General features: G+C 59.5%; 11 protein-coding genes and 3 pseudogenes. 6 read left to right on the plus strand and 8 right to left on the minus strand.

The genetic code is table 11. From position 1 onward, the window contains the following. Positions 1-114 precede the first annotated feature (114 nt). On the plus strand, positions 115-2,814 hold the full coding sequence (locus EJ070_RS01590; protein WP_210211052.1) for an ATP-binding domain-containing protein: 2,700 nt from the start codon (positions 115-117) through the stop codon (positions 2,812-2,814). Positions 2,815-3,074: 260 nt separating this feature from the next. Beyond that, a pseudogene (locus tag EJ070_RS01595) lies at positions 3,075-4,420 on the plus strand (IS5 family transposase). A 212-nt stretch (positions 4,421-4,632) separates the two neighbouring features. Here the strand turns inward: EJ070_RS01595 and EJ070_RS01600 are convergent. The 3 genes and pseudogenes from EJ070_RS01600 to EJ070_RS01610 form a co-directional block, all read right to left on the minus strand. Further along, positions 4,633-5,835: a hypothetical protein gene (locus tag EJ070_RS01600; protein ID WP_126038253.1), complete on the minus strand. Its 1,203-nt coding sequence runs from the start codon at positions 5,833-5,835 to the stop codon at positions 4,633-4,635. Continuing rightward, positions 5,832-7,091, minus strand: a complete 1,260-nt coding sequence (locus EJ070_RS01605) for a hypothetical protein (protein ID WP_126043846.1) — start codon at positions 7,089-7,091, stop codon at positions 5,832-5,834. The genes EJ070_RS01600 and EJ070_RS01605 overlap by 4 nt, the downstream gene beginning before the upstream one ends. A 444-nt stretch (positions 7,092-7,535) precedes the next feature. Beyond that, a pseudogene (locus EJ070_RS01610) lies at positions 7,536-8,411 on the minus strand (RHE_PE00001 family protein); the annotation flags it as partial. 725 nt (positions 8,412-9,136) lie between these two features. Here EJ070_RS01610 and EJ070_RS01615 point away from each other — a divergent pair. Next, positions 9,137-11,299 carry a prolyl oligopeptidase family serine peptidase gene (locus EJ070_RS01615; RefSeq protein WP_126038249.1) on the plus strand — a complete coding sequence of 721 codons (2,163 nt, stop codon included), beginning with the start codon at positions 9,137-9,139 and terminating at the stop codon, positions 11,297-11,299. A 38-nt stretch (positions 11,300-11,337) separates the two neighbouring features. After that, positions 11,338-12,036 carry an OmpW family protein gene (locus EJ070_RS01620; RefSeq protein ID WP_126038246.1) on the plus strand — a complete coding sequence of 233 codons (699 nt, stop codon included), beginning with the start codon at positions 11,338-11,340 and terminating at the stop codon, positions 12,034-12,036. 737 nt (positions 12,037-12,773) lie between these two features. Here EJ070_RS01620 and EJ070_RS01625 read toward each other — a convergent pair. Then, entirely contained in the window at positions 12,774-12,992 is a 219-nt protein-coding gene (locus EJ070_RS01625; RefSeq protein ID WP_029354714.1) for a helix-turn-helix transcriptional regulator, read from the minus strand. 109 nt (positions 12,993-13,101) lie between these two features. Between EJ070_RS01625 and EJ070_RS01630 the strand changes: the two genes are divergently transcribed. Beyond that, positions 13,102-13,368 (plus strand): DUF2285 domain-containing protein, encoded by a 267-nt coding sequence (locus EJ070_RS01630; RefSeq protein WP_126038242.1) that lies wholly within the window; start codon positions 13,102-13,104, stop codon positions 13,366-13,368. Between the two features lie 478 nt (positions 13,369-13,846). Here EJ070_RS01630 and EJ070_RS01635 read toward each other — a convergent pair whose 3' ends face one another. Beyond that, on the minus strand, positions 13,847-14,080 hold the full coding sequence (locus tag EJ070_RS01635; protein ID WP_126038239.1) for a helix-turn-helix transcriptional regulator: 234 nt from the start codon (positions 14,078-14,080) through the stop codon (positions 13,847-13,849). A gap of 116 nt (positions 14,081-14,196) precedes the next feature. Here EJ070_RS01635 and EJ070_RS01640 point away from each other — a divergent pair, with 116 nt between their 5' ends. Next, a complete protein-coding gene (locus EJ070_RS01640) occupies positions 14,197-14,478 on the plus strand; it encodes a DUF2285 domain-containing protein (RefSeq protein ID WP_126038236.1) in 282 nt (93 codons plus the stop codon). A 433-nt stretch (positions 14,479-14,911) separates the two neighbouring features. On the opposite strand, the pseudogene EJ070_RS01645 reads toward EJ070_RS01640, so the two are convergent. The 3 genes and pseudogenes from EJ070_RS01645 to EJ070_RS01655 form a co-directional block, all read right to left on the minus strand. Continuing rightward, positions 14,912-16,258, minus strand: a pseudogene (locus EJ070_RS01645) (IS5 family transposase). Positions 16,259-16,578: 320 nt separating this feature from the next. Beyond that, positions 16,579-17,316: a LuxR family transcriptional regulator gene (locus EJ070_RS01650; RefSeq protein ID WP_126043841.1), complete on the minus strand. Its 738-nt coding sequence runs from the start codon at positions 17,314-17,316 to the stop codon at positions 16,579-16,581. A 929-nt stretch (positions 17,317-18,245) separates the two neighbouring features. Continuing rightward, positions 18,246-19,652, minus strand: coding sequence for an aminotransferase (locus tag EJ070_RS01655; RefSeq protein WP_126089941.1), 1,407 nt, complete (start codon positions 19,650-19,652; stop codon positions 18,246-18,248). Positions 19,653-19,808 lie beyond the last annotated feature (156 nt).

Raw genomic sequence — 19,808 nt, forward strand, 5'->3', positions numbered from 1 at the left:
GTTAGGCGGCACTGGGCGCAGCTTTCCATATAATATTTTACGGTTCTCGCTTCCGTATTTGGTTGCACATAGCAGCCCAATTAAAGAATAAGAACAATCGGCAGGGAGATGGGAATGGTCACGAACTACCAGGATCAGATCGAACGGGTTTCGAGCGAAAGCCTCGACGTTTTCGAGAGAATTTCCAAGGACGCACGTTCGGCGCTTGGCGAGCCCTACTCCACCGGCCCGACGGCGCTCGCCAGCGTGAACACCTTTACGTCAGGCGAAGCCGTCAAGGCCCTGGGCAACGTCGACAGCGCAAACCGCCGTGCTCTCGAACTGCTCGCCAAAGAACCGGCCATCGCCAGGGTGGTAGCACGCCAGGACGATGGAAAGATCGTCATCTATTACATCTGCCGTGGAACGGCTTCAGGAAGACCCGGCGGAGACAAACGCTTCGCTGGACGCAATTCGTTGATGGGCCGGCTGGCGTCCTTGGATGTGGGCGACGATTTCGATATCCGAACCCCTGGTGGCGTTCAGTCTGTCGAGATCATCGAGAAGGCGATCCTTCATCCTCATCAGCGCCAGGGCCAGTGGGACTCGCGTAACTCCATTCTGGAGGGCGAATCCTACGGGCCCATTACCGTCATCTCCATGCTCGATGCACTCGCCGTGCATATTGCCGTCGGGGAAGATAGCTCCATCCTCGACAGTATTTTGGCTATCGATGAGCAAGCAACCAACATCATTGAAGGCATCCGGCGCAGTGTCGTCACGAAGATGGGCCTGCGTGACCAACCGATCCTGGATCGCTATCAGGACGAGATTTTCCGGTTGCCCCTCAACACTCAGTTGCTGATTATAGGACCGCCCGGCACGGGCAAGACCACGACCTTGATCCGGCGTTTGGGACAGAAGGTCGATCGTATCTATCTTGATGACGATGAACGGCGCTTGACCGACAACAGCAGTGCCGACAATGCCGTGGATCACTCTCACAGTTGGCTGATGTTCACTCCCACGGACCTGCTCAAGCAGTATCTCAAGGAGGCCTTCGCGCGCGAAAACATTGCTGCGCCCGACCAGAAGATCGCGACATGGTCAAGCTTTCGGCAAGGCCTGGCGCGAAACAGGTTTCGCATCCTCAAAGCTTCTGACGGCGGCGGACCTTTCATCATGAAGGAAGGTGAATCCTATGTCCTTCCTGACGTGCTCAACAGGCAAACAGCTTGGTATGAGGATTTTGTAAGCTGGCAGGCCGGCGACTACTGGGAGGATTTAGGCGGTGCAGCCGACCTCCTTGAAAAGAATGGAAACTCGGAAACCGCGCGCCTCGGGCGGAGGCTTAGAGAAGCCGTCGCGGAAGCGCCTACCATTTCGCTTCCTCGCGCCTTACTGGAACTGGTGAGCGTTTCCTCTGACGTTGAAGGTTTCCTCTCCAGCATGAGGGAAGAAACCGACACCGCGTTGCGGCGGCGCCTCAATACCCAGGTCAATCAGGACCGAAAATTTCTCGAAGGCCTGGCGGCATTTATCGACGGGCTCAATACGCCCGACGACGACAATGACGAGCAAGACGGCGACGAGGACGAAGATGTCCAGAACCAGGCACCTCGTCCGCGCATGGCGGCAACTGCGGCAGCCTATATGCGAAATCTGCGCAGCCAGGCCCGGGCGCGCTTTGGTCGACGTACATTGGGCCGAACCACGCGATCTGGCCGTATTGCGGAATGGATAGGCGACCGCACTTTATCCGAGGACGAGCTCCGTGCGATAGGCGAGAGCCTGCAAATCCAGACGGCGCTCCGAAAGTTCACCAATCCTATCCGGAGATACTTGAACGGCATACCGGCAAGGTATCGTCGGTTCCGGCGTCTGCGCCAGTCGGAAGGTGCCTGGTATGTCGCAGCTCCTATTCCCGTGAGTGATGTCGACCCTCAAGAGGTGGATATCCTGTTGTTGTGTACGATGCGTACGGCGTCGAGCCTGGTCCAGGACCGCACAGTTCGACGCAATATCGATCAGCCGGCTTACGGCATTCTAAAGGACTTTCAGAGCGTCGTTCGCAATCAGATCATGGTCGATGAGGCAACAGATTTTTCGCCGATAACGCTTGCCTGTATGGGCGCACTCAGCAATCCGGCTATTCAGTCATTTTTTGCCTGCGGCGATTTCAATCAGAGGATAACAAGTTGGGGAAGCAGGAGTGCCGACGAGATGCGTTGGGCTTTCCCCAAAATCGACCTCAAGCCGATCCAGGTTTCATACCGTCACACGCGGCAGCTCAATCGCTTGGCATCGGAGATTGTCCGTCTGTGTTCCGGCGAGACTGTCGAAGCGGTTCTCCCTAAAAACGTCGAGAACGACGGTTGGGCTCCAGTCCTGGGCGTTGACCTCACTGGGCGTGATGAGACCGTATCGTGGCTTGCCGCTCGCATCATTGAGATCGAGCGGTTGACGAAGCCCCTCCCTTCCGTCGCAATCCTGGTGAATGACGAGGCGGAAGTTGGGCCACTTGCCGATAGATTGAAAACTGCGCTTGCAGATCAGAATCTCAACGTGATCGCGTGCTACAAAGGCCAGTCTGTTGGGCAGGACAGCGACATCAGGATTTTCGATGTTCAGCACATCAAAGGCCTGGAATTTGAAGCCGTGTTTTTTGTTGGCATCGACACCTTGGCGACACTGCGCCCCGAGCTGTTCGACAAATTTCTCTATGTGGGCGCAACCCGTGCCGCGACCTATCTCGGGCTTACATGCGTCGGAAGCGCGTTGCCTAAGAAGATCGGCTCCCTTCAAAGTGACTTTGTTCAAGGCTGGAGCACCTAGCGGTATCTCTATGGCGCATTCAACGCCCAATCGCGGCCAATCCTTCGCAGGTCGTTGCCTGTAAGCCTGCTTCGTCTGGAGTCGACCGTGAACTATCCGCAAGCCATTGATCTGGCATGTTGATTGAGGCGGATAGCGGCTTTGGAATTGCGGGATTGGCGGTTTATGAGCGCTGTTTTCCTGCAATTCGGTTTGCGATTCCCTTGTGCTGCGGAGCGTGATTCACTCGGTTCGGCGGCGGCGAATCGAGGGGACGGCGAATGTCCAAGCCACGCGAGAAGCGCGAGACGGGAGAGCAGGATCTGTTCCGCTCCAGGCTCGATCAGATCATCAACATGAAGCACGAGCTGGTGCGGCTGGCGCAGGCGATCGACTGGCCGGTGCTGGAGGAGCGTTTCGGCGCCGTCTATTCGGACGGCCCCGGCATGCCGCCGCTGCCGATCCGGCTGATGGCGGGGCTGGCGATCCTCAAGCACACCTTCAACCTGTCGGATGAGGTGCTGTGCGAGCGCTGGGTGGAGAACCCTTACTTCCAGTATCTCACCGCGAGACGTTCTTTGCCATACGCTGGCCGTTTGACCGCTCCTCGATGACGCGTTGGCGCAGTCGTATGGGCGAGGAGCGGATCGTGGCGCTGTTGCAGGAGAGCCTCAGCCTTGCGGTCGAGACCGGGGCGATGAAGCCGGCCGACACGCGCCAGGTCATCGTCGACACGACCGTGCAGCCGAAGAACATCATGTTCCCGACCGACGCCAAGCTCATCCACCGGGCGCGCGAACGGCTGGTGCGGCTGGCCAAGAGGAAGGGGCTCCATTTGCGCCAGAGCTATGTGCGGGTCGGCAAGCTGGCGCTGATCAGCCATCAGCGCTATGCCCACGCCAAGCAGTTCAAGCGGGCGAACAAGGCGCTGCGCAGGCTCAAGACCTATCTCGGCCGGACCATTCGCGACATCTCTCGCCAGATCGCCGGCGATGCGGGGCTGGACGCGCTCTTCAAATGGCCGCTCTACCAGGCGGCCACCGTTCTCGAGCAACGCCAGCGCCAGCGCGGCCGCAAGATCTACAGCCTGAACGCACACGAGGTAGAATGCATCGGCAAGGGCAAGGCGCATATGCCCTACGAGTTCGGGGTGAAGGTGTCGGTGGCCACCACGCTGTAGCGTTCCAAGGGTGGCCAGTTCGCCCTGCATGCAAAAGCACTGCCCGGCAATCCCTATGACGGCCACACGCTGGCAAGCGTCATCCCCGACATGGAAAAGACCATCGGCAACGAGATCGACCGCATCCTCGCCGACGCCGGCTATCGAGGCCACAACGCACCGCAGAGCCACAAGTTCAGGGTCTTCACCGCCGGCCAGAAGCGCCGCGTCACCCCAGCCATCAAGCGCCAGATGCGGCGGCGGTCGGCGGTCGAACCCGTCATCGGCCACATCAAGAGCGAACACAGAATGGGCCGCAACTACCTCGCCGGCCAGCAGGGCGACGCCCTCAACGCCATCCTGGCCGCCGCCGGCTACAACTTCTCCCTCCTGCTCAGGTGGCTGAAGGATTTTTTGTCGCTCTTGATCGCCCTGCTTCAACTTCGGCCGAAGTCGGTCGCCGCTTAGCGCCCGGATTGTTCACGGTCGACTCTGGAGCCGTCCGTCACCGGAGGCGGGCGACGGCGCTCCAGCGAACACGCTGCCGGTCTGCTGCGGCGCAGATGATCCACGAACCATCCGACATGCGGGCTGACCGACCAGGACGTCGCCCTCGCGACCGTGGAGTTCGCGCGGGACGCTGTTCGGACAGCGTGCCGCACGATCGACGAGGCGGGCCGTCACAGCAGACGGCGTTGATTCTTTCCCAGGGCCGGAGGGGTTTTCCTCTTATCAGAGCCTTCCTCGCTCTTATCCGGTACCTTTCGACCGTCGTTCTTAACTTCCATGAATCTGCCGGAAACGCCAGTGTCAGCCTGCGGACGGCCTGTCCAACCTTCCGCGAATTTCGGTCGGCTGATATCGGCGAAGTCGAGCAACGCACCGAGAAACCCCTTTGTGTCCGCATCGAGGTGATCGAAGGAAACGAGATGTGACGCGTAGGCGACCTTCTCAAGGGACTTGGCGATGCTGAACAGCTTCTCCGAATTGCTCAGCCTGATGACGATTTCCGCCAGTCCTTCGGCAGAAACCGCATTGAGCTCCGCCGTGAATTTCTCCCGGACCACCTGAGCCAGCCCGGCGCCGTTCGGCAAGTATTCCCTGATCGCGGCCTCAGTCCACCGCAGGTTAGCGAGCGCTCCCTCGGTGTTCGCCCCGAAACGGATGGCGTCGGTCATGTGTCGAACGCGTTCGGCAGAGGGTCTGAGGGCGGTGTCCGCAGAAGCGAAATCGAAGGCGGCGGCAGCGATCGCGGCGGCGAGATAGGTGAGGCGTCCGGCTCCCCGAGCGGCGGCGGAAGCAGGATGCGCGTTCACGGCCTCGCGGGCGAACAGCTGAAAGCCTTCAAGCGCGGTATTGGCGCATGATGGCCCGAACCTGTCGGCGACAGCGGATTTCACCTCATCTATCTTGTCCCTTAAGACGCGACCGTTTCTCGCGTTATCGATATCGGCGATCTCGCCGTTGAACTCCTCTTCGGTCATGCGGTTCAGTCCGGAAAGCGCGTCGCTGTCCTTGAGGCGCTGGAGGTCCGCCCCGTCAATCCACAGGACTCCATGCTTCCGCGCCAGCTCCCGGAGCATGGGGCGGTTGTCGGTCGTGGCCACGCCTGCGCCCTCGACGGAGATGACGCCTGCCACTCCCTTGACGAAGAACAGCCGTTCCGCTGCCTGCGGAGTTCTTTTGTCCTTGATGTCGATGATAGTGCGCCGCCGGGCCAGCGTCGCTGAACGCTCGTATACCCACATGTCGATGTCGGTCAGCTCGACGCCATCATGCCGCAGCTTGATTCCGCGCATGACGAAGAACCCGGCACGGAGGAAATATGCTCTGACCAGCTCTTCGGTCTTCAGACCCTTTGCACCGCTTGCCGTGGCCATCATAGCCTGCCTCCACCGCGTACGGCGCTCAACAGCGTCCGCATCTGCGACTTGCTTTGAGGGCCCTGTTTCTTTGTCCGGAAATCCGTCCGAGCGGCTTCCGGAGGAGTGTACCCGCTCATGCCAGCGCTCGGAAGCACTTCCAGCGCCGCTGCGGCGGCATCGCCACCCTTCAGAACCTGCAAGGCGATTTGACCGACCTCCATCTTCAGGAGGCGCATCGTGAAATAGCCGTTTCCGGTATGCGTTATCTGGACAACGCGCTCGAACTCCAGCGCTCGGTAGTCGCTCCCGATGGCAGGAGCTGGGCCGACCGCCTCGCCTCGGAGCAGCTTGGCAAGGATCAATTCAACTCCCCAAATTCGGCCGCGGACAGGCGTGCTCTGTGACATGCCGTAGCTGAGAGCGGAAACCAGCGCCTTGGCATGATCAAACGCGTCGTCGATCAGCGGACTGGTAAACTTGTGGAATGCGCCTGGCGACGTCATGAACGCGTGTTCGCCGGCCTCGTTGGAAACGACGTTGATGTCGAAGACGGCAGCGGACTGGAGCTTCGAGAGCAGTAGAGCGCCAAGCATCTTCTTGGCGTGGGTGGCTACGACCGCGCCCTTCACCTTGAGCAGCTGCTCGAACTGCTGGAGGCTTGCCTGTTCGGCCGGGGTCAGCGAGTCGAGCACCTTCTTGGTCTTTTGGGCTGTGTTCCGGCGGAACAGGTTGCCGTTGAACAGAAGGCGGTCATCGCCTTCTCCCTCGGCGTCAACGAACCCGATGCCATAAGCCTGGCCGAGGAAATCGGAGGTATCGTTCTTGGTTAGCTTATAGGTGTCACCGATGTACTCGGACGCAGCCTTCACGCCGACGGGCGCGGACGATGTCAGCTCCGCCAGGCCTATAGAGGCCAGCTCGAAGGGCTGAGGCTCGTTCTCGTCGAAAAGGTCCGAGGCGTGACCAAGCGCGGTGCGACCGGTCACGCCAATGACCGAAATCGAACCGTCAGCGGCGACATCGATGACCCGGCGACCCTGAAGCTGGGTCAGGCATGCCTGCAGCTCTGTCTTAGGATTCAGGCCGCCGATCCTTGCAGCGGCTACCACTTGGCTCTTGTTCAGATCCGCTTGCTTGCTCTCCGCAAGCCTGACCAGCAGCGAAGCCGCCTTCGCCGCAAGGTCTATCGCGCTGTATTCCGACGCGCCACGCTGGTCGCCCGAAATCTTCCTGCCGTGATGGATGACCCATGCGCCCTTAGTTTGCTTGTCCATGCGAAGCCCCATGCCGTCCCAAGACTGCACTAGCACGGTGTACGCCACATGCACAGGTGACCTCTTTCCCCCTGACCTGAGAGTATTGCAAGGCGTCGACGAACGCGCTGTATGGCCTGCAAATCGCTCCTTTGTTGACGGATCAGCCGAAAGACCCGAATCCGGCCCCTCAGGCCGGATGCCCATTCAGGCCGGTGGCCCGGGAGTCCTTGGTCAGCCATCCGGACAGGGGGTGCGGGCCGTAAGGATTCGATTGCCGGGATGCGGTATGAATCGAGTTGCTGACCGCTTCGAAAAGCGGCTGCATGGCGCCCGTATTGGTCGGCTGTGGGAGCCGATCTATTTCTTTAACTAGGTTTGTTTTTAGTGACGGCATTGCAATCCCCGACCACACTATTGACAAGTCGCCAGCGTCAGCCCGTCTATCGTCCAAAAAGCCCATCATCACACGATGCCCCACGCGCGAAACCTTCCCCTACCCGTCATCTCGCGCAGCCCAAGCTCACCGACCAGATTCAGCGCCCCCTGTTTTGTCACTTTTAGCCCCTTCTGAACCATGCCAGTCGAGACAAGTGGCCGCGACATCACCAGCTCGATCAGGTCGGAAAGTTTTGAACTGACGCGCCGCTCCCGCAGCCGCCGATCCATCTGGCTTTTTGCCATCACCAGCCGGTCATGCTCTTTCAACCCGGCGAGCGCTGCCTCGTGGATGGCATCGACAAAAGCCAACAACCGATCCGAGCGATTGCGCGCCCGCCGCCGCTCTCGTGGAATGTTCTTGGCGCCGAGCTGCAGGCTGACGAGATGATTGGCGGCAAGACCCTCCTGCCGCAGCAGCGCGGCGACGAACAGCGGCCCGAGCCACGTGGCATGCTGCAGCACCTCGATGTCCGACCAGGCTTCGAGGAGGACCGCGGCGCGCAGGATGACCGGCAGATCGCGGGTCCTGACCATCACATCCCGCCATTCGGCCAGCCGCTCTTCTTCATTCCAGTCGAGATCGTAGATCAGGTTCGGCCGGTCACGTCGTGACGTTTCCTCTTTTCGAGCAGACACGTCGGCGCCGCTCAGAATCTTCGACGAGCGCGCCAGGACAGCATCGATCTCGGCAAATTCTAGGGCCAGCGGATTCAGCTCCTGCACCTCCATCGCCGCATTGGTATCCGCTTTGGGGACAAACACCCCCTGCCCTTCCCAGCCTTTTTGTCCCGCCGCCGGCATCGCGCCACCCCGGCCGGTCAGGGCCAAAAAACCGTCGCGACTGAGCGCCCAGTCCGCCTTTTGCGACAAAATGCGACGGCGGGTTCGCAGCACCGCATGCGCGCGGGAGACGCGGCCGCCGTGTCCGCCGCTCCGCTAAACACGGGGCTGCGCGGCGGACACGCCAATGTCACCGCTGAATGCCACGCCATTTTTTGCAGAACTTGACGCACACAACTCGTTCGCCGAATGCAGCTTCCTGGCTTGATCGACAGACTTCAAGGAATGCAATCAAGGGGACGGTGCAGGCCAAGATTGCGGCAGGGCTTGGGCAACCATCAGGTCGCCCAAGCGGTGCCCCATCCTTCTCCTCAGAACTCCGCTGCTTCCAGCTGGCGGCTGAAACCCACAGGCAGCCAGCTTGGTCGCTAACCGCATCGATCGCCTCATGGTGTCTGCCATGAATCCGTGTGCGTGAAGCGCTCCAGAGCGAAGATGTTGGGCGTCAACCAAGTTCACCAATGAGCTTCACTGCTCGAGTTCTGCACGGTGTCACCGACTGGCGCCGGAGGTTGATCCGGTGATTAGGAGGAGCACTCGTTGTCGGATTCTCGACGATGTCGGACATGTGACACAACGCTTCCAGAGCGATCGCATTGTTCCGAAACGATTTTCCCAGTTGGCACGACGGTTGCGGTCCTATGCGCAAAAGCACTGCGATGCCGCACCGACTGGAAGAACTCATCAATGATCACGCTTTTCGAACATGTGGGCGCCGCTACCGACACTGAGCGTTCCCGAGCCGACGGAAGCATCTATCCCTTCTTTCTGAAGGCTGTCCGGACATGAACGCATTTGATGTCCGTCCAACGCTGGATGCTCCCGAAGACGATCCCTATCTCTGGCTTGAAGATGTAGAGGGCGAGCGGGCACTTGCCTGGGCCGCCGGCCAGTCGGCAAAGACCCTGAAGCACTTCAGTGAAACGCAGTTCGAGCGCGACCGCGCGGCTCTGACAGCCATTTTCGACAATCGCGACAACCTTCCCCTGATCGCGCGCCGTGGTCAGTACCTCTACAATTATTGGCGAGATGCCGGAAATCCACGCGGACTGTGGCGCCGGACCACCCTTGCCGCCTACATGAAGGCGGATCCCCAATGGGAGCTACTGCTCGATCTGGATGCTCTCGCGGCTAGCGACGGAGAGGATTGGATCTGGGACGGCGCGTCCATCGAGCCGGAGAGACGGGAAAGAGCCGTTCTGCGCCTGTCGCGCGGCGGCAGCGACGCGGTCGTGCATCGCGAATTCGACCTGATCTCTCTGAGCTTTGTCGCCGACGGTTTCAATCTCCCCGAGGCCAAAGGCTACGTTAGTTGGCTAGACCCTGACACGCTTCTGCTTTCCAGTGCGCTTGGTAATGGCATGGCCACCCGCTCCGGCTATGCGCGCACCGTGCGAGTGTGGAAGCGTGACGCGGATCCCCTCACCACGCCGGTAATCTTCGAGGCCGGGTTCGAGAGCCTCAAGGTGTCTGGTCATTCGGACCGCACCGGCCGCAGCGAACGCCTTTGGTTCATTGAGAAACGGGCCTTCTTCGAGAAGATCAGTTGGATCGGCGACAGGAGCGGGCCGAGGACGCAGATCGATCTTCCTCGCGACGCGTCGTGGCGGGTCTTCGGCGACTGGCTGGCGGTAAGGCCGCGCAAGCCCTGGACGGTGGGAGGCACCACCCATCCCGCCGACGCGCTGATCGTCATCTCGCTTTCCTCTTTCCTCGCAGGCGGACGCCGTTTTGAGACCCTGTTTCAACCAGCGGAAAGGCGCTCCCTGCAGTCATTCTTCTGGAATGACGGGAAGCTCATTAACTCTTACCTCGTCAATCTCGTACCGCGTTTGGAGATGTTCACTCCCGGCCACCAGGAATGGACGCGCCGAGTCCTGGACACCCTGCCCGCCGAAGGGACTGTCCACGTCTGGTCATTCGATGCGGCAGTTCACGAGACCAATGGAGAGGTCCTGGTCTGCGCTCAGGATCCGATCACGCCGCCGCAGCTCTTGCTATTCGATCTCAATGCCGCGCCGTCTCTCAGCGCTTCAGCAATCCTGAAGCGCAGCCCGGAGAATTTCGATGCATCCGGACTGGTGGTCACGCGCCACGAGGTAGTCTCTATCGATCATGAGCTGATCCCCTATACGCAGGTTGGTCCGGCGAACGGGAACGGAGATGCTCCGATTCACCTTTCCGCTTATGGCGGGTTCGGCATATCACTCCTGCCCTACTACAACTCCCCGCTGGGCAAGCTGTGGCTCGAGCGCGGCGGCACGTGTGTGGAGGCGAACATCCGCGGCGGCGGCGAGTTCGGCACCCGCTGGCACGATGCCGGGCGCAGGGAGGGCAAGCGTCTCGCGCATGACGATTTCGCCGCCGTTGCCGCCGACCTCGTGCGAAGGGGCATCACCCTGCCGAGGCGGATTGCCGCCGAGGGCGGCTCAAATGGCGGCCTGCTGATCGCAAACATGCTGACCCGCTATCCTGAGCATTTCGGGGCTCTGTTCTGCACAATTCCGCTTATCGACATGCGTCGCTACACCAAGCTCTTGGCGGGCGCGAGCTGGATCGACGAATATGGCGATCCGGACAAGGCTCACGATTGGGCTTTCCTGAAGGAAATCTCCGCCTATCACGCCGCGGCGCCGGGACAGCCCTATCCGCCTATCCTGATCGCCACCACGAAACGCGACGACCGCGTCCATCCGGGCCATGCGCGCAAGATGGCCGCAAAACTGCAGGCTCTTGGCTATCCCGCTTACTTCTACGAGGCCAGCGCAGGCGGGCACGGCTACGGCAAGGACAATCGGGAGCAAGCCGCATTCATCAGTCTAGGCACCAATTTTCTCCGCAGCGCAATCGGCTTCAACGATCACCTTCCGGAGATGGCGGAACGCGTTGCAACGCAAGAGGAGCATTTGAGCTCCATCAACAATTCATTCGAGCAGGAGACGAAATAGTGCAGTGCATCCTTTCTGAACATCAAGGAGTGAATATCATGGCGAGAACGCGAATGGGCGTAGCGCGGGCAATAGCAGCGGCGGTGGCCCCGATCATCGTGGGACAGCAGGCCGTCGCCGCGGAGCCTGCGCAAGCAGAGACCGTCCTGGCGGAGACGGGAGCCTCGGTCACCGAAGCGCCAAGCCCTTGGCAGGTCCGCCTGCGGGGGTTGGGCGTCGTTACGAAAGATCTGGGCTACGTTGATACGCTTCCCGGCTCCGGTCTTTCCTATTCGGACACGGTGACGCCGGAACTCGATATCTCGTATTTCTTCACCGACAATATCGCCGCCGAACTCATACTCGGCACCACCTATGCTAACATCGAAGGTCAGGGAACGATCCGCTCGGCGGGTAATATCGGCAAGGTTTGGCTGCTCCCGCCCACGCTGACATTGCAGTACCATTTTACCGATTTCGGCGCGTTCAAGCCTTATGTCGGCGCCGGCGTGAACTACACGATCTTCTATAACCAGGACACCGGCAGCGCCGACGCTCTCAAGGTGAAGAATACGTTCGGCACGGCGCTGCAGGTCGGTTTCGACTACATGGTGGACCAGCACTGGGGCGTCAACTTCGACGTGAAGAAGCTTTTCCTGAAGCCGGACTTCGACGTCACGGTGGCCGGCGCGAAGCTGACGGGGAAGGCGGAGCTCGATCCCTGGCTGATAGGCGCAGGTGTCACCTACCGCTTTTGAATATCAGAGTGAAGTCTGCTTCCCGACTGCCGGTTTAAAATGAAGGGCGCCTCGCGCGCCCTTTTTTACGGTCGACACTGCAGCGCAAGACCTCATGAAGCTATTGTCGGGCGGGGTTCTCTTCCGGCGGACCAAGAAGGTGCACTGGCCAACCGGCCTTGCGCCTGAGATGGAGTGCTTAGAAGCGCTTTGGATCGGGACGGGCTTTGGCATTGTGGGTGGAATGCTTCAGCCAGACTATTTGCCAGCATCGTCTCCCGGACGTCATGTCTGAGCTTCGTGTCAGCGCAAGGCGAACACGCGGCTCCTAGATGCCGACACGATGGCTGGTTCAGCCATGCTGCGACAGTTGCCTGTTTTTTCGGTTCCTTTGCTGTTCGTGCGCTAACCGCAACGCTCCATACTAGTCTCGCGTGCCTGTCCCCGTGGGGTGGGCGGCAGAAAGCGATTAGGCCCGCTGAAAGAGGCGGACCGCATCCGAAGGACCGTAACCAAGAGAAGGACCTGAAGCGAGAGCGAAGGTTGCGGGAGGTCGCGGCGGCCTAAAAGGCAATGCCGACCAACCCCCAGGCCCCAGGAAAGGCTGACAAAAACCGCAGCGGCCGACTGTCCAATAGGTTGCGCCGCGCCAGGGCGAGCCAAATGGCAGGGGCTGCCGGGGGGCCCTAAGAAAAGCGTGGGTTCACGAGCACCCGGCGCGCGCCATCAGGCCGCTAGCTACTTGGAGGGCGGGTGTATCAGGCCTGTTTGTCGGGCCGAACCAGATCCATATGGCTGACGCCGAGGGCCAATGCCAGTTCATAGATCGTGATAATTGTCGGATTTCTTCGGCCTTTCTCCAAGCCGCTGATGTACTGCTGACTGAACCCGGAAATCTCCGCAAGCTGCTCCTGCGTCAGACGCTTCCTTTGCCTGATCCTCTGCACATTCCGTCCGACCAACTTGCGCATATCCATGCACGCAAGCCAGCGGATCAGGCGGCTTGAGTTTATCAACTAAAATATGTAATCCACATTTAGCAGGCAGAGGGCTTCGCGGGTCCATTGGCCGGAGATAGAATTAGCGATGTTACAGCCCAAATCGAACACGCCGTTTGCCGATGAGGTCCCCTGGTCAGACCGCGTTACAGCCTACGACAAGGACCACTTTACAACCTATATGAGGCTCCTGGACGCCTCAGCCGACAACGCCACTGAAGAGGAAATGGCCCATGTGATCCTCGGCATTGATCCGGCACGCGAACCGGAGCGCGCACGGAACGTTCTTCGCAGTCATCTCAACCGTGCAAACTGGGTGGTGACGAGCGGCTACAAGGATTTGTTCGCCAATTGACGAAATGGGCGGTGCGGTCGCTTCGCTTCAAGCAACGAAGTCGCGTAACCACCATGCATCGACGCATCACCCAGCGCGGATGCGCTCGAAGATGATCGCGAAGACTTCCAGTCGGCGCCGATGGCCTAGCGCTTCGCTGTCTCATCGTTTTGTCCTTCGCTCGCCAATGGCTGCTTCCCAGGAAGCGGTGCGGCGGCGAGTCATGACAGGAACGGACCCGCCGTCTGAGCCGCACCGCATCCGAAGGACCGGATGGACAACCTCCCGAAAAGCTCACAGCTAGCTAAGGGTTGCGGGACGCCGCGGCGGGCCTAGAAGGATGCGGCGGCCCCTGCTGGGAAAGGCACAACAGAGAGAATTGCGAGAGTCTAACGACACGCTAGGAGGCGCAGCGGAATGGTCGAGACGCCCTGAGCCAAGAAAAGCGGGGATCGACCCACCGGCACCCGGCACGCGCGGTGATGGGCGCGGGCGCCCACTACGCACGCAGGCTCAACAGAATCTCACACGGATCAGCGTCGAGGGCCGCAGTTACGTCGAGAAACTCAATGATATCGAGACGCCGCTCTCCACCCTCATATTTCGCCACGAAAGATTGCGGACGACCAAGCTTCTCAGCCACCTGCGCCTGCGTCAGCCCTTTGACCTTGCGCAGTGAGATCAACTGGGCCAGAAACCGCTGGTGGCGGGGAGATCGAAGAGATTTGGGCATTTAGGTGAACCGGTCAGGTAGAGACCGGCTCAGCGACTAATCCCCGTTTCGGATTATCCCATTTTGGGATATTCTGCCTTGGATCCAGCGATCAACATGCGAGGTTCGCGGCAGACATGAATCGATCAACGGCAACAGATAGGACTCAAAGCTCAACACTGCTCGACGAAGTCCCTTGGTCTGACCGTCTTACCGCCTACGACAGGGCGCACTTTACCATCTATATGAGGCTCCTGGACGCCTCAGCCGATGAGGCGCCCGAAGAGGAAATGGCCCATCTGATCCTCGGCATTGATCCGGCACTTGAACCGGAGCGCGCCAGGAAGGCGCTTCGTAGTCATCTCGACCGTGCGAACTGGATGGTGACGAGCGGCTACAAGGAATTGTTCGCCAGCTGACAAATGCGCAGTGCTCGGTCATACAAGTAGGCAGTTCCTGTGGCAGCCAGTGGTCAGGCTGATCGGGACCTGCACCACAGACGCGCCGGCAAAATGGACCCGGTGGCGAGCACAATTCAGTTCCCAGGAAATGGGTTTTGGCAATTGTCCGAGCGTCTGACGTGATAGAAGGTTCCGCTCTGTCTGGATGGTAATAGCCCGGAGCAGCACTCCATATCGTGCCGGCGCTCGACGCAGAATGGTCCACCTCTTCGCTTTCAAGCCGGATAACCGAAAGCCATCGCCCTAAGTCAACGGTTAGAGATTACCGGCAGGCAGGTATGCAAGCGGGCCATCCTCGGAAACTATAAAACCGCACGACTAGCTCGTCAGCGACGAAACACCCGCTCGAGCACCGATAGACTAAGATCGTCGACCGTGAACAATCCGGGCCCTAAGCGGCGACCGACTTCGGCCGAAGTTGAAGCAGGGCGATCAAGAGCGACAAAAAATCCTTCAGCCACCTGAGCAGGAGGGAGAAGTTGTAGCCGGCGGCGGCCAGGATGGCGTTGAGGGCGTCGCCCTGCTGGCCGGCGAGGTAGTTGCGGCCCATTCTGTGTTCGCTCTTGATGTGGCCGATGACGGGTTCGACCGCCGACCGCCGCCGCATCTGGCGCTTGATGGCTGGGGTGACGCGGCGCTTCTGGCCGGCGGTGAAGACCCTGAACTTGTGGCTCTGCGGTGCGTTGTGGCCTCGATAGCCGGCGTCGGCGAGGATGCGGTCGATCTCGTTGCCGATGGTCTTTTCCATGTCGGGGATGACGCTTGCCAGCGTGTGGCCGTCATAGGGATTGCCGGGCAGTGCTTTTGCATGCAGGGCGAACTGGCCACCCTTGGAACGCTACAGCGTGGTGGCCACCGACACCTTCACCCCGAACTCGTAGGGCATATGCGCCTTGCCCTTGCCGATGCATTCTACCTCGTGTGCGTGCAGGCTGTAGATCTTGCGGCCGCGCTGGCGCTGGCGTTGCTCGAGAACGGTGGCCGCCTGGTAGAGCGGCCATTTGAAGAGCGCTTCCAGCCCCGCATCGCCGGCGATCTGGCGAGAGATGTCGCGAATGGTCCGGCCGAGATAGGTCTTGAGCCTGCGCAGCGCCTTGTTCGCCCGCTTGAACTGCTTGGCGTGGGCATAGCGCTGATGGCTGATCAGCGCCAGCTTGCCGACCCGCACATAGCTCTGGCGCAAATGGAGCCCCTTCCTCTTGGCCAGCCGCACCAGCCGTTCGCGCGCCCGGTGGATGAGCTTGGCGTCGGTCGGGAACATGACGTTCTTCGGCTGCACGGTCGTGTCGACGATGACCTGGCGCGTGTCGGCCGGCTTCATCGCCCCGGTCTTGACCGCAATGCTGAGGCTTTCCTGCAAAAGCGCCACGATCCGCTCCTCGCCCATACGGCTGCGCCAACGCGTCATCGAGGAGCGGTCAAACGGCAGCGTATGGCAAAAGAACGTCTCGCCGGTGAGATACTGGAAGTAAGGGTTCTCCACCCAGCGCTCGCACAGCACCTCATCCGACAGGTTGAAGGTGTGCTTGAGGATCGCCAGCCCCGCCATCAGCCGGGTCGGCAGCGGCGGCATGCCGGGGCCGTCCGAATAGACGGCGCCGAAACGCTCCTCCAGCACCGGCCAGTCGATCGCCTGCGCCAGCCGCACCAGCTCGTGCTTCATGTTGATGATCTGATCGAACCTGGAGCGGAACAGATCCTGCTCTCCCGTCTCGCGCTTCTCGCGTGGCTTGGACATTCGCCGTCCCCTCGATTCGCCGCCGCCGAACCGAGTGAATCACGCTCCGCAGCACAAGGGAATCGCAAAACCGAATTGCAGGAAAACAGCGCTCATAAACCGCAAATCCTGCAATTCCAAAGCCGCTATCCGCCTCAATCAACATGCCAGATCAATGGCTTGCGGATAGTTCACGGTCGACAAGATCACCGGCGCGGACTGGAAGAATACGGCTGCATCGCCCTGACCGAGCCGGCGGAACAGAAGATCTCGGCATCCGTCAACGCTCGATACAAACCGCGCGATCGAATGGACCGAGCACAACCGGATCAAAAAGCTTCTCAGAGAATTGAGGACCCTTCGGACCCCAAAAGGGCTATAGCCTGATTTTGGGTTCGCACGCCTAGCTTCTTCTTGGCATTGTCCAAATGAAAAGCGATCGTGCGTGGCTTGATGCCCAAGATGCGGCCGGTCACCCAGGCTGAATTACCCCGCGCTGCCCACCGCAGGCACTCATATTCGCGGGATGTCAGCGAAATCCCATCCACTGTTCGATCGCTCGGCAGTTTGCGGCGAACGCAACGATGAAAGCAGGCCGCCATCAGCTGAAGAGCTTGTTCGTACCGCTCAGCGACCCGAAGAAATACTGGACGAGGCTCATCGGCGGCAAAAGTAACCGCAGCGATGCGGCCGCGGAGATCGACAATTGGGATCGTCAAACCGCAGCAGATGCTGAATTGAGCCGCCTCATCGAATAGCTGCTGTTGAGCCGGCGACATTTTATCGCCTCCCAAATTCGATCCCCAGTGAAACGGGCAGCCGCCATTTCGAGCACGCAAGACCACAGGATCGAGTTTCTCATACTGATTTTCGAGATACTGTCTGGTCCAGCGGGGTGGATAGTTCGAAATTAGCCTCGGTTTGCCGGAAGGCCGTGCTGGCAAGGAGAGGTACGCAAAGGAGATTAGGTCAAGTCGTCCGGCCGCCTCAGCCATGGCATCCCGGAAATCTGCCTCATCGATACTCTGTGACAGTCTTTCAAGGAATGTCTCGAAAACAAGTGGCATGTCCCTCGTCATCGTCGCGCTCGATTCTTCCTCTTTCTGCACGCCTTCCGGCTGCGTCGTGTATGTCCCGACAAACGCGATTGACTTCGCGGGCGTCGCTGGGCTGACCAGGCTCCAGAATGCTGCCACACTTTCGATCTTCGCCGGTCATCCCAATCATGCTGGGCTCGCCCGATGGGTGTCTGGCAGACGCCTCATGATCTTTCAACAGCTCAATCAGAGAATCTCCATGCATTAAATCATGACCGCCCCTGCACCGTCCAAATCAGGAGAAATCATCCTGCGCTGACCAAAAGCCATCATTGACCCAGCTTTTGCAGGAATTTGGGTCGGCACGAGCATAACAATTCGGATAGCCGCTCATCCCCCACCCAGGGCGCCATGATCCGGAACGAAGTGTTGCGATGCTTTCTTTTCTTTGATAGGCAAATCGTCTCAACAATGTTAAAATGCCTTTTCCTTGTGAACGGGATGGCGTGTGAGTATCGTCCTTTTATATACATGACGTGATAAAATTCACCGCAATGATTATTCTGCTCTTTGTGATGTGAAGGAAGATATCTTCGGCGTTGCCGCCTTTGGAACCGGCGACCGTGGCCCGCTGCAATGATGTAAAGGGCGAGTCTAAGCTCAATCTGCATCGGAACGTGCAGATGACCTTTACCAGACCCTCGATTCCGGACGGGCCATAATGATTCTGATTACGTGGGTCAAAAAGGGCGCCCTGCCGGCGGGGAGGTACACCCGCAGGGCGCGCCGCACAGAGGTCCTGGTCGTTGGGCAACAGGACAGCGGCGGCAGAACTGATTCGGTTCGTGACTGAAATAGTCCGGAGCATGCTCAAGATCAGATATCTGGAATTCAACAGTTTTGGGTCTGCTCGGCGCAGTAGCGCGCAGGGACATGCCTGCCTCCGGACTCGCTCCTTCGCGATCGCAAAATCATACGGCACCCTCGGCCTTCAGCGCGCGATAGGTGGTATCGACCGACTTTACCGTCGCGTCGACAATGATGTCGATCTCTTTTCGGGTAATGATCAGGGGGGGTGCATAACCGAGGATGTCGCCATGCGGCATGGCCCGTCCGATGACACCATTCTCAAACAGAGCAGCTGCAGTGCGCACCCCGACCTGAAGGTCGGGTTCGAATGGTATCCTTTGTTTTGGGTCCCGCATCATCTCTACGGCCGACAGGATACCCACTCCGCGAACTTCACCAACGATGGGATGCCCCGCCAGCTCGGCCTTCATCCGGTCTTGCCAATACGGTCCAACATCGCGGACATGCTCCAAAATATTTTTTTCTTTAAGCAGTCGAATATTGGCGAGCGCGGCTGCGGCACAAAGCGTGTGCCCCGAATATGTCCAGCCGTGGCCGAGTGCGCCGTGCTTCTCAGTTCCTTGTTCCAAAACCGACCAGACACGGTCGCCAATGATTGACCCGGAGATGGGGAGGTAGGCGGAACTCAAACCCTTTGCGATGGTCACGAAATCCGGACGCATGTTATACAGGTGGGAACCGAACTTCTCGCCGGTTCGCGCGAAGCCGCAGACCACTTCATCGGCGATTAAAAGGATATCGTATTTGTCGAGCACCGCTTGAATGGACGTCCAGTACCCTTTGGGGGGCGGCACAATACCTCCTGTCCCAAGTACCGGCTCTCCGATAAAAGCTGCAACCGTTTCCGGTCCTTCGGCCAGGATCAAGGCTTCAAGCTCATCGGCACAGCGCCGGGAGAACGCTTCCTCGCTCTCCTCGATACGCGCCTGGCGGTAATAGTGCGGCGTGGTTGTATGGCGCACCAAATCCAGAGGCAGGTCGAAGAAATTGTGAAAGAAGGGAAGGCCAGTTAGGCTACCCGTGACCAATCCAGACCCGTGATAGCCGCGATTTCGCGAGATGATCTTTTTCTTTTCGGGCCGGCCAAGAATGTTATTATAGTACCAGACCAGCTTGATGTTGGTTTCGTTAGCATCGGAACCGGAGAGGCCGAAATAGACCCTTCGCATGTTCTGACCGAAATACTCGACCACGGCCTCTGCCAACAGGGCGACCGGCTCCGTACCTTGGCTGGCATAGACGTGCGCGAACGGCAATTCGCGTGCTTGCCTGGCAATGGCCTCGGCGATCTCCGTGCACCCGTATCCCATGTTGACGCAGTAGAGCCCTCCGAAACCGTCGAGGCTCCGTCGGCCTTCGGTGTCCCAGATATAGACGCCGTCCGCTCCGGCCATGATCCGGTTTGGCGTCTCTCCGCGACTGTGCTTGGCCAAATGTGTAGACGGATGAAAGACGAAGCTTCGATCCTTCTCCTGGAGTTGCTCGGTTCCCAGATTGCTCGAGCGCATCGTCCCTCTCCTCGCGATAGATTGGCGGAGGGCACTCGGCCAGCCACCTGTTTAGCAAATAGCATACCGGAAACGTCTCTCGAGTTTCTCGGGAATGCAGGTTATTCGCCGCGGAATTCGCGGGATCGGCCCGAATTGCCGTGAAAACTAAGGCGC

The organism is Mesorhizobium sp. M1E.F.Ca.ET.045.02.1.1 (assembly GCF_003952485.1).
Classification (GTDB): domain Bacteria; phylum Pseudomonadota; class Alphaproteobacteria; order Rhizobiales; family Rhizobiaceae; genus Mesorhizobium.